Genomic DNA, 12,595 nt, shown 5'->3' on the forward strand with positions numbered 1-12,595 from the left:
TTCGCGACTGGGACACTCATATGATGACTTGCACTTGCCAGCACGCGCCAAGCATCGTAATGCCGGAACGTCAATTTTCGGGAGGCAATTGCAGTGGGCGGACGGTTTCTTTCTATCGGCGAATGCATGGTGGAACTCTCGCAGGCGGGAGATGGCCTGCTGCGCAAGGGCTTTGCCGGAGATACGCTGAACACCGCATGGTACGCCCGCGCCTGCCTGCCCGCCGAGTGGACGGTGGACTACTTCACCGCACTGGGAGACGATCCGCTTTCTGCCGAAATGCTGGCCTTCATCGGTGAAGCGGGCATTGAAACCAGCAACATAACGCGCATCAAGGGCGGCACGCCCGGCCTTTACCTCATCAACCTCAAGGACGGCGAGCGTACCTTCAGCTATTGGCGCAGCACATCCGCCGCCCGCCAGCTTGCCACTGATGCAGATCATCTGCGCGGCACGATAGAGGCGGCGGACCTCATCTATTTCTCCGGCATCACTCTCGCCATTCTGGCGACACCGCACGCGGTCGATACATTCCTGTCCGAACTGCGCCGCGCCAAGGCGTCTGGAAAACAGGTCGTGTTCGATCCCAACATCCGCCCGCGCCTGTGGGCTGACAAGCAGACCATGTTGAACACCATTTCAGATGGTGCGCGCGCGGCAACGCTGGTCATGCCAAGCTTCGATGACGAGGCCGGTAACTTCGGCGATGCGGATGTCGAAGCCACCATTGCGCGCTATCGCAGGCTGGGTGTCGCCAATGTCGTCGTGAAAGACGGCGCGAAGGGTGCGACGCTGGATTTCGAAGGCCAGCGCAGCCATGCGCCCGCCGTTCAGGCCGTGTCGGTAATCGATACGACCAGCGCGGGCGACAGTTTCAACGGCGCATTCCTCTCCAGACTGGTCACGGGCAGCACGCCGCAAGACGCCGCCATTTTCGCCGCCAAGGCGGCGGCAACCGTCATCGGCCACCATGGCGCGTTGATAAAGCCGGAGCTTTTGCCCAAGAGCTGAAACCGTCGCTGACATGAAGCTGTAACACGCCTGTCGCATACACGCGAAGGCCCGGCAACAACCGGGATTCGCAAGCGCGGGGGTCGGCACGGCATGACCAGAATAACCATCGTCACAGATGCATGGCATCCGCAGGTCAACGGTGTCGTGCGATCCATCGAAAACACCAATGCAGAACTGGAGCGCATGGGCGTCGAAGTCTGCATGGTCACACCGCAGAACTTCCATTCTGTCCCCTGCCCGACCTACCCGGAAATCCGCCTCTCCGTTGCCGGTTATCGCCGCGTGGCGCGCGCCATCGAAAAAAGCCAGCCATCCTATGTGCATATCGCTACGGAAGGGCCACTTGGCTTCATGGCGCGGCGCTGGTGCATCAAGCACGGCATGCGCTTTTCGACGAGCTACCACACCCGTTTTCCGGAATATGTGGCGGCGCGGTTCCCTATTCCCGAAAGCTGGCTCTATGCCTTCGTGCGCTGGTTCCACAATGGCGGCAGCGCCTGCATGGTGGCAACGCCGAGCCTCGAGACGGAGCTCGATGCACGCGGCGTCAAGAACCTCAGACGCTGGAGCCGTGGCATTGATGCCGACCTCTTTCACCCGCGCGAGAAACTGATTGACCCCTTCGACCTGCCGCGCCCTATTTTCATGACGGTCGGTCGCGTTTCTGTCGAAAAGAACCTGCCGGAATTTCTCGACCTCGATTTGCCGGGCTCGAAAGTCGTGGTTGGTGATGGCCCTGCCCGCGCAGAGCTTCAGGAAAAATACCCCAACGTCCTCTTCACCGGCGTCAAGACCGGCGAGGAACTGGCCGCCGCCTATGCGCAGGCGGATGTCTTCGTGTTCCCGTCAAAGACCGACACCTTTGGCAACACCATCCTCGAAGCGCTGGCAAGCGGCGTTCCCGTTGCGGCTTTTCCCGTGACCGGCCCTCTCGACATTCTGGGCGCGCATCCCAATGCAGGGCAGCTGAACGCCGATCTGCAAACGGCCTGCCTCAATGCGCTGCATTGCTCACCGGATGCCGCTCTTGCGCTGTCTCGCACCTATTCCTGGGAAAAGGCGTCGCGCCAGTTTCTGGACAATGTCACGTCAGCGGCCAGCAGTGGATTGCCGGAATTTGCCCATCCTCGGAGAACGGGTGATGGAAATATCGCGAATTTCAATGCTTTTTGGAGATAGGCCTGTGGACGAAAGCGGGCAAGGCTGTCACAAGACGCGTCGGGATGCGACTGCCGCTATCTATAGAGCGGGGTCGGGCTGCTGATTGACGTCAGGCGGCTGCCGCGAGATTACGCTGGCCGTCCTTTTTCATCACCGTCACATCACCACGCGCCTGTCAGGGCATTGCCCGACAGCGGAATGATTCTAGATTCTTTTGACTGATCCGAAACGGAAATCGAACTCTGCATCTGCTTCGGCGACTTGCGGAACCAGCCAGCCGCAATCGAGGCCAGATCGCCGATCATGGCCTGCTTGCGCCAATCGGCAAAGCGGCGGGCGGTCGCTTCCGGCTCGGATTTATAAAAAAAATCACCGGATTGGTTGAGATCGTTGATGGACGGCGCCATCGATGACAGCGGTCGCTGAAACATCTTTGCGGGAACGGCAAGTTCAGCCGCGGCCTGCGAAAAGGCAGGCGCCATGAAGTCGATGGCCCAGCCATCCGCCTCCACCCAGCAATGAAAATTCTCGCCCGCACCGGTGACATGGCCGTCGTCACGATGATCCGCAAACAGAATGCGTTTTCCATCAAGATTGTAGGCCGCCAGCCCACCCTTGGGCTTCGCCTTCACCTTGTAATGATGCTCCAGAATGAACGCACCGAATGTGCTGAAATACATACTGGCCGTGGTAGGGTCTGCATTCTCGTTGCTCAGCAGGCTGTTGATGACGCGGTAGATGCGATGATAATCGGTCTGCTTGATCAGCATAGTGTTTTACCTGAGAATCGCGCCAAGATGTGGCGGCGCATTTTGCTACGAATAGCGTTCATATCACTCCGTCATCCCGGACCTGATCCGGGATCCAGTGCGATCAAGTCTTTGATCGCAAAAGACTCTTTCGCGACGCAGACGCGACGCTGCTGGATTCCGGCTCAAGGCCGGAATGACGGGAAGGAAACGGACCGGCAACCTCAACAAACCTAGTGACGTTGGCCAAAATCACCGCTTCTTCTTCGCCTTGTGCTCAAACGGATTATCCGAGCCGCGATAATGCACGCGGATCGGAACGCCCGGCATGTCGAAATCCTTGCGCAGATTGTTGACCAGATAGCGCGTGTAAGATTCCGGTATAGCTTCCGGACGCGTGCAGGAGATCATGAAGGCAGGCGGGCGGGCCTTGACCTGCGTCATGTATTTCAGGCGCAAACGACGACCGGATACAGCCGGTGGCGGATGCTGGGTGACCTGCGCATCCAGCCACTTGTTGAGCTTGGCGGTGGAGATGCGGCGGTTCCAGATCTTGTCGGTGTCGATGATATTCTGCATCAACCGGTCAAGACCATAACCCGTGTGGCCAGACATGGGCACGGCGCGAATACCGCGCGCCTGTGGCAACAGCCGCTCGGTCTTTTCGCGCAGATCGGCCAGAAACGCCTGCGGGTCTTCGACCAGATCCCACTTATTGAAGGCCAGCACTGCGGCGCGGCCTTCACGAATGACGAGATCGACCAGCTGCAAGTCCTGCTTTTCGAACGGAATGGTCGAATCGAACACGATGACCACGGTTTCGGCAAAGCGGATGGAGCGTAGAGAATCAGCAACCGAGAGCTTTTCCAGCTTCTCCGTCACGCGGGCCTTACGGCGCATGCCTGCTGTGTCGAACATCTTGATGGTGCGGCCACGCCAGTCCCATTCAACCGAGATGCTGTCTCGGGTAATGCCCGCTTCAGGACCGGTCAGCAGGCGCTCTTCACCAAGATAGCGGTTGATGAGCGTGGATTTGCCAGCATTCGGGCGACCGATGATCGCCACGCGTAGCGGCTTGGTCTCATCGTAGACCGGCTCTTCTTCGTCCTCGTCTTCCTCGCCATCAAGGTCGCCGTGGCGCAGCACGACATCGGTCTCGGCCTCGTCGAAATCATCCTCTGGCGGAAACGCGACGTCTTCGCCAATGGCGGCAACGATGGCATCGCGAAGGTCGATCATGCCCTGGCCGTGTTCGGCAGAAATCGGGCAAGGTTCACCGAGGCCGAGCGTGTAGGCATCGTAGAAACCGCCATCGGAGCCGCGCGCTTCGGACTTGTTGGCCACCAGCACCACAGGCTTGCCGCGACGGCGCAGCATTTCGCCCAGCGTCTGGTCAGCAGGTGTAAGGCCGAATTTGGCATCGACCACGAACAGTGTCAGATCGGCCTCTTCGATGGCCTCTTCCGTCTGCGCCCACATGCGGCCTTGAAGCGTATCCGGCCCGGATTGCTCCAGACCGGCTGTATCGATGATGGTAAAGCGCAAATCCACCAGCTTCGCGTCGCCGGGGCGGCGGTCGCGGGTCACGCCCGGCGTATCGTCCACAAGCGCCAACTTCTTGCCAACCAGACGGTTGAACAGCGTGGACTTGCCGACATTGGGACGCCCGACTATGGCGACGGTGAAACTCATGGGAAACCCTAACCTGAACTTTGGCCTGGATGCACAGTCTATTCAAGAATTGCTGCTGGTCTGGCGAAAATGGTGACTTCGAGAACCGGAGCGGAGCGTACTCAAAGTACGTGAGCACCGGAAGCGCAGAAAATGCCATTTGCAGCCGGCCAGCGGCGATTATTGGATAGACTGTTACGCTGCCTTGCCGGATGCGGCAATATTATCGAGCATGATCTGTGCGCGGCTGGTGACGTTGCGCGGTGCCTGTACATCAGCGGTGATCTGCTCGAACCACTGCTTGGCCTTGACGAAATCACCTGCCTTGTACGCGGAAAGACCGAGCGCCTCGCGTGCGGAATTGCGCATGGCCTGGCCTTCGCCCGTCAGCACTTCTGCCTGCGCGGACACCTGCTCGTAAGTGCCGTTGTCCACCAGCAGCCATGCAGCGCGGACCTTGGCGGTATCGCGGAAGACCTGCGGCGCGCTGGTGTCGTTACCGATAGCGGTAAAGGCAGCGATGGCGCCAGCGGCGTCACCCTTCTGCGCCAGAAGCGTGGCAGAGCGGAACTTGGCCAGAACCGGATAGGAGCCATGGCCCGCCGTTTCCAGATCGGAAAACGCCTTCAGCGCCTCATCGTTCTTGCCTTCCTGCGCCAGTTTCAGCGCGCTCGCAAACTGGTCGCCGGAAGCGGATGCGCGAGTGGTGTTCCAGTATTCATAGATACCAGCACCTGCAGCACTCAGCACGATCAGCACAGCGGCACCGATGACGACAATGCCGTACCGTCCCCAGAAATTGCTCATCTGCTCCGAGCGGATCTGCTCGTTTACTTCGCGGATGAAGGTATCATTCTCGTTCGCCATCGAATTCTCCATATACCCGCACCGAACTGTTGCCACTCGTTCGGTCTGCGGACACGCCAAAGCCCTTTGTCGCGACCAGCAAAAAGGCCAACCACGATCATTGGTCGGCCTTCTAGCCTATTTTCCCTTATATGTAAGGGGAAAAGTCACTTTCTTACATCGCGATAGGCTGAACACCGATCAACCATTCGTGCAGCTTCCAGATGAAAGCGGCCCACAGCAAGACGCCCAGCACGACGGCAATGATATCGTAACGCGCCGAGACGAAGGGACGCGTCACCACCTCGCCTGCCCGCGCCCGCCGCTTCAGCAGAATGCGCATGACAACGCCCCATGCGAGAAACGAGGCGAATAGAATGACCGAAGACGTCTCTCCATTGGCCAGAAGATGCGAAAACGCCCAGATTTTAAGGGCGAGGATCAGCGGATGTTTGGTTTTGGCAACGATGTGCCCAGCGGGCAAGCAGCTTGCCACAAGACAGATCATGGCAAACAGCATCAAGGTCACCGCAATATGGCTCATCCAGATGGGCGGATCATACAGCATGCCCGTGACCCGCCGCGCCTGACCAAAGGCATAGGCCACAAGCAGGATGACGATGATGCTGACCACCGAATAGATGCCCTTGAAAGGCCCCTCACCCAGCCGCGAAATCATACCAGCGCGGATACCCGGCGCGATGAACCGGAGCGAATGGGTGACAAAGAACAGCAGAAGACAGATCAAAAGCAGCAGCATGGATGGCCCCTTGAGCGAATGCGGAAATGAGATGCTACTGAATTATGGCCAATGAACCAAAATTGCCAGACAAATCAAAGCTTCGCCTTATTGCCGCTTCAAAAGAGCCCTGCCTTCCAAACATATGTGGTCAATAATGCTTCGTTCTTTTGCTGTTTTGAGTTTATCCCTTTCCGTTGCACTGCCTGCTTTTGCGCAGACAGCCGAGAAGCCAAAGCAATTGGTGATGGTCTCCTTTGACGGTGCGGGCGACAACTCGTTGTGGGAACGTAGCCGCGCCACCGCCAAGGAAGTGGGCGCGCATTTCACTTATTTCCTTGCCTGCACTTTGGTCATGGACCGCAAGACCAGCGCCAAGAGCTATCAAGGTCCGGGCCAGAAGGCTGGTCGCTCCAATGTCGGTTTCGGCCAATCCATCGAGGAAGTGGAAGCGCGCCTTCGCAACATCTGGGCTGCCAAGCAGGAAGGCAACGAAATCGCCAACCACACCTGCGGTCATTTCGATGGCGGCAGCTGGACGGCGGAGCAATGGGACGCCGAATTCACCACCTTCACCAGCACGCTGGAAAATGCCTGGCAGATGATCGGCAAGAAGGATGAAGAACCGCAGGGCTGGCGCGACATGGTGAAGGGCATCAACGGTTTTCGCGCGCCCTATCTTTCTCAGGGCGATGCGTTGACCGCGGCGCAGAAGAAGCATGGCTTCGTCTATGATGCGACCAGCATCACCAAGGGCCCGGCCTGGCCGATCAAGAAAGACGGCATCGAACATTTCGGTCTGCCGCTCATTCCCGAAGGCCCCAACAACAAGGCCATCATCGCCATGGATTATAACCTCTTCGTGCGCCATTCCATGGCCATCGAAAACAGGGAAAAATCAGCCGAATTCGAAGAGCGCGCCTACCAAGCCTTCCGCGCCGCCTTCGACAAGCAATATGACGGCGAACGCGTACCCCTCCAGCTCGGCTTCCATTTCGTGAAGATGAACGGTGGTGCCTATTGGAACGCATTCGAGCGCCTGCTGCGTGAAGTCTGCAAGAAAGAGGATGTGGCTTGCGTGACGTATGCGCAGGCTATGCCGATGATAGAGGCGCGTCGGGTGCAGAAATCCGAAGGGTAATGGCAGCATACAATTTAGAAAGAAAAAGGGTGGCACTTGGCCACCCTTTTTTGTGTCACGTCGGCTTGTTGGCAGCCATCTCGCCGCTTTCGGCTTCACGCTTCAGATAGCGCTGGTCGATCTCCGGCAGCGGCTTGTCATCGATAGCGGCTTCGAAGGCTTTCAGACGTTTGTAGATCGAGAGCAGCTCAACGATGGTCGTCCATGAGTTGATGAGGTACTGGAACGACCCGCGCACCTGATCGAAGACGTTGCCGATCTGCGTGAAGACGCCGAGTGTGACCTTACCGGCCGCAATGGAAGGGATCAGCACGATAAGGCTGTAGAGATTGTCCGCCTGAAGATAGAAAATGCGTGCGACGTTGAAGTACATATAGTGGAAGTACAGACGGAAGTAGTTCTTCCGGACGTTTGAGAAAAGCTCCGCTACCGTTGCAGGCCGGGCGCGTTCCTCATGGTCTTCGCCGTAAACCAGTTCTTTTCGATAGGCCGCCTCGACGCGCTGGTTACGGAACTCCAAGCCCGGAAGCTTGATGCCGACAAGGGCAAGAAAGCCGGTACCGAACAGCGACCAGACAATGGCCGCCCACACCAGAGCGTGGGGGATTTCACCAACGATCGGAAGTTCGGTAATGGTCTCCGAAAAGGTGAACAGGACGGGCAAGAACGCGATAAGCGTCATAATGGCCCGCACCAGACCAACACCCAAGCCTTCGACCGTACTGGAAAACCGCATCGTGTCTTCCTGAACACGCTGGGAGGCACCTTCGATGTGGCGCAAGCGATCCCAGTTGGCCATGTAAAATTCGTTCATCGCCGTGCGCCAGCGGAAGATATAGTGGCTGACAAAAAAGAGGTTCAGCACGCCGACGGTAATGGCGAAGAACAGAATGCCCGTTACCCCGACAAGTCCCATATAGAGTTGTTCTGCTGTAACCGGGGCAGTCTTAGCCAAAGCCTGTTGAACAAGGTCGTAATAAGGACCGTACCAAGCATTCATGGCCACACTGACCTGAACGGAGAAGTAGGTTGCAAAGACGATCAGCGCAGAACCCAGAATAGACCAGTTCTGCCATCTGTGCGGGCTGTATACGAACCAGAAAGCTGAAAACAAGGCAACGGCAACAGTGTAGTATATATAAAACCACAAGAATGGCGGTGACCAGAAAACGGACACCCCAATGACAGGTTGCTCTCCCTGCGGCAACGCTGGCAATCCTATGGAATTCCCCCAGTCACGTGCGCCGGAGTACCACAGGCCTATCATGAGCAATGTCCAGATTACGGCCGACGTGAAAAACAGTTTGGGTTTTGGGAAGAAGGAATGAAACACGTTTCGAACTCTCGCGAGTTGGGAGGTCAGCCATTATTGGCAAAGCAGTTTTATGGGAAACTAGGCCAGAAATTTGTGCGCAGCAATGAGACAAACGCTAACTTACCAAGATGTAAGACAGCGCACTCGCTTAACCCTCAGATATTTCGTCAATGCGGGCGTCGTAGCACCGGCAGCATCAGCACAATACTGCAGATGAGCACCATGACCGCAAGAAGCGTCGGTGCGGTAAAGTTGCCGGTTGCCTGCGCCACCCAGCCAGCCACCAGCGGCCCGATGATCTGCCCTGTACCGAAAGCGGCGGTCATGAAGGCGAAGGCGCGGCGCGGGCTTTCGGCGGAGAACTCGCGACCCAGCTGGAGACCGTAAGCGGTGATGACCATGAAGGTCAGCCCCAGAAGCAGGCCACCGACGAGAACGCCGATGACCGGCGGCAATGTGACCGAGGCCAGCACGCCGATTGCTTCGATGGCAAGCGCAACCACAAAGGCGCGTTTCAGGCCGATGCTGCGCAAAACGGGCTTCCAGACGAAGAGCGAAACGGCGGCGGCGCAGCCTGTGACGAACCACGCGAGAAACTCGACGACAGCGCCCGCCGCAGCCATGCGGGCAATGGTCACGATAAAGGTCGCGGTAATGACATAGCCAAAACCGAACAGACCGTAAGCGAGCGTGACCAGAGCCAGCTTCATGTGCCAGCGAATGGGCGGTTCGGCTTTCGTTTCCGCCGTGCGCGGCGGACCATCGGGCAGCACCCGCCAGACGAAGACGAAGGACAGCAGGGTAAAGATGCCGCCCGCGATCCACTCCTCCCGCCACGATGCGCTGCCAGCCTCGAAAACGACGCCGATTAGAAACACCAGAAGAGAGGAAAGAGCGATACCGGCGCCCACGCCGCCGAAATGCAGGGATTGCACATGGTCTTTTCCCGCCTTTGCCGCGTGGCCGATGATGATCTGCGAGGTGAAAATCATCGTCAGTGCACTGACGACACCCGACAGGAAGCGAGTGACCGTGAAGGCCTCGACAGAACTGAACGCCGCCATGGCAAACAGCAGGATAGCCGTAGAGAAAAGGCCGGACAGCGCAATCAGACGCTCCCGCCCCGCGCCCCAGGAATAGGCTGCCAAAATGGCACCGGCCAGATAACCGGCAAAATTTCCCGCTGCAATGATGCCCGCCTGCCCCGCCGTCAGCGGCACATCCGCCATCATACCGGGCAAGATCGGCGTAAAGGAAAAACGCCCGAAGCCCATGGCAGATGCCATGGCAAGCGCACCACCAAGGCCGAGCGCAAGGGCACGGCTAGCGGACATGTGTTCACTGGAGTTCATGATCTGCTTATTCCAGTCTGCCGCAGACGCGACAATCGACTAATTTTGATCGCAGCGATAACCGGGCCTGATCGATCACTCGGCAAGTGTAAGGATGAGGGGGCCGTTCTTGGTTGCCACCACCGTATGTTCGAACTGCACAGTCGGCGCGCTGGGGTCGCTGAACAGCGTCCACGGATCATCGTCACCATCTTCCGCCCAATAGGCACCCATGGAGAGGAACGGCTCGACGGTAAACACCATGCCTTCGGTCATGATGCGGGTTTCGTCCTTATCCGGCCATGTGGCAAGCTCGGTCGGCTCCTCATGCAGAGAACGGCCAATGCCGTGGCTGGCGAGGTTGGTGATCAGCGTATAGCGGTTCTTCTTGGCAAATGCGCCGATGGCATTGCCGATATCGGCCAGCGGACGACCGGACTTGATCTGCTGAAGACCGGTCCACATGGCGCGCTTGCCATCCCGGCACAGGCGCTCGATCTCTTTTTTGACCGGCGGAACGGCGAAAGACGATCCGGTATCGCCAAAGAACCCATCCTTGACCGCCGACACGTCGATATTGACGAGATCGCCCGCCTTGATGATGCGGGGGCCAGGAATGCCGTGGGCTACCTCTTCATTGACGCTGATGCAGGTCGCGCCCGGAAACTGGTAGCAGAATTCCGGCGCAGATTGCGCGCCATTGTCTTCCATCACCTTTCGGCCAATGCCGTCCAGTTCCAGCGTGGTGATGCCTGGCTCCAGCGCATCGCCCATGGTCTGCATCGCCAATGCGCATATGCGACCGATATCCTTGAGCTGTGCGAGTTCTTCTTCGGTGGAGATAACCATTGTCGTTCCATGCTCGCGGCACCACAGAGCTAAGGTGCCGCCTGTTCGTTCAGGCCGTGGCTTTCGCCCTATCGGCATTGCCAGTCAATTCTTTTCTGACGATCGGCGCGACTTTGGTGCCGTAAAGCTCGATGCCGCGCATGATCTGCTCATGCGGCATCAGGCCGATGGCCATCTGCAGCAGGAAGCGGTCATTTCTGAAAAGCCCATGCGCCTTGATGATCTTTTCCGCCACCAGTTCCGGTTCGCCAAGGAAGAGATTGCCTTCGGCACTGCGCGCAACATCATAAAGGGCGCGGTTGGTAGGCCCCCAGCCGCGCTCGCGACCGATGCGGTTCATGACTTCCGCCTGAGGACCGTAGAACTGGTCGGCAGCCTTGTCCGTCGTATCGGCAATGAAGCCGTGAACATTGATGCTGGTTTTCTGCTTCGTCACATCCTGCCCGGCGCGGCGCGCGGCCTCGCGATAGAGATCAAACAGCGGCGCAAAACGGCGATATTCACCACCGATGATGGCCAGTGCAACGGGCAGGCCCATGGCACCGGCACGCGCGACGGATTGCGGCGTGCCGCCCACGGCGATCCAGACCGGCAGGCGCTCCTGCAAGGGGCGCGGATAAACACCACGACCATTGATCGGCGGATGTTTGGTGCCTGACCATGTGACGATTTCCTTCTCGCGAAGCGCCAGCAGCAGGTCCAGCTTCTCGCTGAAAAGCTCATCATAATCTTCGAGATTATAGCCGAACAGCGGATAGGACTCGATGAAGGAGCCGCGCCCGGCCATGATTTCTGCCCGGCCATTGGACAAAAGATCGACTGTCGCAAACTGCTGGAACACACGGATGGGGTCATCCGAACTCAGCACGGACACCGCGCTCGTCAGCCGGATGTTCTTGGTTTTCACGGCAGCGGCGGCCAGAACGGTGGAGGGTGACGATACCGCGTAATCTGGGCGATGATGTTCGCCAAGGCCAAACACATCCAGCCCCACCTGATCGGCTAGCTCGATTTCCTCCAGCAGGTCTTTCAGCCGGCGTGCGCCTTCCGGCCCCTTGCCGTTTGGTGCGTTCGGATCGACATCCGCAAATGTGTATAGACCAAGTTCCATGCCAAGCCCTCAATGGTGTTTGTTGAGAGATAGGGATGCAACGGGGTCGAGGCAAACCCAAAATCTGGAAGAAACGCTTCGAGAAAATAGATGGGATGACATGAGGACTGTCATCCAGCATCCGGCTCGTGACCACGCAGGATCAAAGCCGTTGCAGCAATGCGTCCATCTGCTCTGCGGCTGCATTCCATCCTTCTTCAAAACCCATGTCTTCATGCGTCTGCTTGTCTTCGGCGGTCCAGTGCAGGGCACGAGCCACATATTTGGTCGCACCGCTTCCGGCATCCTCAAAGGTCACATAACCGGTCATGAAAGGCCTGTCGCCCGGGACCCAGCCTTCGCGAAACGCATCGGTAAACACCAGACGCCTGTTGTTGACGACATCCAGAAACACACCGAGGTTCTCGTAGATCTCGCCCGTCGGCGCGTGCATTGTCGTGTTGAAGGCTCCGCCGGGCCGCAGATCTATCACGGCCTGCGAGGTCTGGTAGGGCAGCGGCGCCCACCACTGGATCAGCAATTCAGGATCGGCCCAGACCCGGAAAACCTTTTCTGGCGGGGCGTTGATAATGCGGCTTAGCGACAATTCATGCTCTGCGATCTTCGGCATCGGCTGTCCCTCTCCCCATGAAGCGCGGACACCATACAATATTTAAGCATGTTCGATA

The 12,595-nt window shown here is 58.1% G+C and carries 12 protein-coding genes; 3 read left to right on the forward strand and 9 right to left on the reverse strand.

The window, feature by feature from the left end; genetic code table 11:
- The first annotated feature begins 93 nt into the window (after positions 1-93).
- Together ABUK73_RS11395 and ABUK73_RS11400 are read left to right on the forward strand one after the other, a co-directional pair.
- Positions 94-1,011 (forward strand): sugar kinase, encoded by a 918-nt coding sequence (locus ABUK73_RS11395; protein ID WP_353577376.1) that lies wholly within the window; start codon positions 94-96, stop codon positions 1,009-1,011.
- Positions 1,012-1,104: 93 nt separating this feature from the next.
- Complete coding sequence (locus ABUK73_RS11400; RefSeq protein ID WP_353577377.1) at positions 1,105-2,193, forward strand: bifunctional monoglucosyl/glucuronosyl diacylglycerol synthase; 1,089 nt, start codon at positions 1,105-1,107, stop codon at positions 2,191-2,193.
- A gap of 143 nt (positions 2,194-2,336) precedes the next feature.
- On the opposite strand, the gene ABUK73_RS11405 is transcribed toward ABUK73_RS11400, so the two are convergent.
- From ABUK73_RS11405 to ABUK73_RS11420, 4 genes are all read right to left on the reverse strand, one after another.
- Positions 2,337-2,945: a DUF2026 family protein gene (locus ABUK73_RS11405; RefSeq protein ID WP_353577378.1), complete on the reverse strand. Its 609-nt coding sequence runs from the start codon at positions 2,943-2,945 to the stop codon at positions 2,337-2,339.
- Between the two features lie 231 nt (positions 2,946-3,176).
- A complete protein-coding gene (gene der / locus ABUK73_RS11410; protein WP_062448760.1) occupies positions 3,177-4,616 on the reverse strand; it encodes a ribosome biogenesis GTPase Der in 1,440 nt (479 codons plus the stop codon).
- 174 nt (positions 4,617-4,790) lie between these two features.
- Positions 4,791-5,462, reverse strand: a complete 672-nt coding sequence (locus ABUK73_RS11415) for a tetratricopeptide repeat protein (protein WP_113088467.1) — start codon at positions 5,460-5,462, stop codon at positions 4,791-4,793.
- A 154-nt stretch (positions 5,463-5,616) separates the two neighbouring features.
- Complete coding sequence (locus ABUK73_RS11420; protein WP_353577379.1) at positions 5,617-6,201, reverse strand: NnrU family protein; 585 nt, start codon at positions 6,199-6,201, stop codon at positions 5,617-5,619.
- Positions 6,202-6,337: 136 nt separating this feature from the next.
- Between ABUK73_RS11420 and ABUK73_RS11425 the strand changes: the two genes are divergently transcribed.
- Complete coding sequence (locus tag ABUK73_RS11425; protein ID WP_353577380.1) at positions 6,338-7,321, forward strand: polysaccharide deacetylase family protein; 984 nt, start codon at positions 6,338-6,340, stop codon at positions 7,319-7,321.
- Positions 7,322-7,376: 55 nt separating this feature from the next.
- On the opposite strand, the gene bacA is transcribed toward ABUK73_RS11425, so the two are convergent.
- The 5 genes from bacA to ABUK73_RS11450 all read right to left on the reverse strand — a co-directional run bounded on the left by bacA (position 7,377) and on the right by ABUK73_RS11450 (position 12,537).
- Complete coding sequence (gene bacA, locus ABUK73_RS11430; protein ID WP_113088464.1) at positions 7,377-8,654, reverse strand: bacteroid development protein BacA; 1,278 nt, start codon at positions 8,652-8,654, stop codon at positions 7,377-7,379.
- A gap of 149 nt (positions 8,655-8,803) precedes the next feature.
- Entirely contained in the window at positions 8,804-9,988 is a 1,185-nt protein-coding gene (locus tag ABUK73_RS11435) for an MFS transporter (protein WP_353577381.1), read from the reverse strand.
- A 75-nt stretch (positions 9,989-10,063) separates the two neighbouring features.
- A complete protein-coding gene (gene map / locus ABUK73_RS11440; RefSeq protein WP_353577382.1) occupies positions 10,064-10,816 on the reverse strand; it encodes a type I methionyl aminopeptidase in 753 nt (250 codons plus the stop codon).
- A gap of 49 nt (positions 10,817-10,865) precedes the next feature.
- Positions 10,866-11,927, reverse strand: a complete 1,062-nt coding sequence (locus tag ABUK73_RS11445) for an LLM class flavin-dependent oxidoreductase (RefSeq protein WP_353577383.1) — start codon at positions 11,925-11,927, stop codon at positions 10,866-10,868.
- A 142-nt stretch (positions 11,928-12,069) separates the two neighbouring features.
- Complete coding sequence (locus ABUK73_RS11450; protein ID WP_353577384.1) at positions 12,070-12,537, reverse strand: SRPBCC family protein; 468 nt, start codon at positions 12,535-12,537, stop codon at positions 12,070-12,072.
- Between the last annotated feature and the right edge of the window lie 58 nt (positions 12,538-12,595).

This window comes from Agrobacterium vacciniicorymbosi, from assembly GCF_040427045.1.
In the GTDB taxonomy this organism is placed as follows: domain Bacteria; phylum Pseudomonadota; class Alphaproteobacteria; order Rhizobiales; family Rhizobiaceae; genus Agrobacterium.

What these genes read in the sequence shown, in the direction of transcription:
- ABUK73_RS11400 (WP_353577377.1), top strand. Translation starts at nt 1,105, where the DNA reads ATGACCAGAATAACCATCGTCACAGATGCATGGCATCCGCAGGTCAAC.
- ABUK73_RS11405 (WP_353577378.1), bottom strand. Translation starts at nt 2,945, where the DNA reads ATGCTGATCAAGCAGACCGATTATCATCGCATCTACCGCGTCATCAAC.
- der (WP_062448760.1), bottom strand. Translation starts at nt 4,616, where the DNA reads ATGAGTTTCACCGTCGCCATAGTCGGGCGTCCCAATGTCGGCAAGTCC.
- ABUK73_RS11415 (WP_113088467.1), bottom strand. Translation starts at nt 5,462, where the DNA reads ATGGCGAACGAGAATGATACCTTCATCCGCGAAGTAAACGAGCAGATC.
- ABUK73_RS11420 (WP_353577379.1), bottom strand. Translation starts at nt 6,201, where the DNA reads ATGCTGCTGCTTTTGATCTGTCTTCTGCTGTTCTTTGTCACCCATTCG.
- ABUK73_RS11425 (WP_353577380.1), top strand. Translation starts at nt 6,338, where the DNA reads ATGCTTCGTTCTTTTGCTGTTTTGAGTTTATCCCTTTCCGTTGCACTG.
- ABUK73_RS11435 (WP_353577381.1), bottom strand. Translation starts at nt 9,988, where the DNA reads ATGAACTCCAGTGAACACATGTCCGCTAGCCGTGCCCTTGCGCTCGGC.
- map (WP_353577382.1), bottom strand. Translation starts at nt 10,816, where the DNA reads ATGGTTATCTCCACCGAAGAAGAACTCGCACAGCTCAAGGATATCGGT.
- ABUK73_RS11445 (WP_353577383.1), bottom strand. Translation starts at nt 11,927, where the DNA reads ATGGAACTTGGTCTATACACATTTGCGGATGTCGATCCGAACGCACCA.
- ABUK73_RS11450 (WP_353577384.1), bottom strand. Translation starts at nt 12,537, where the DNA reads ATGCCGAAGATCGCAGAGCATGAATTGTCGCTAAGCCGCATTATCAAC.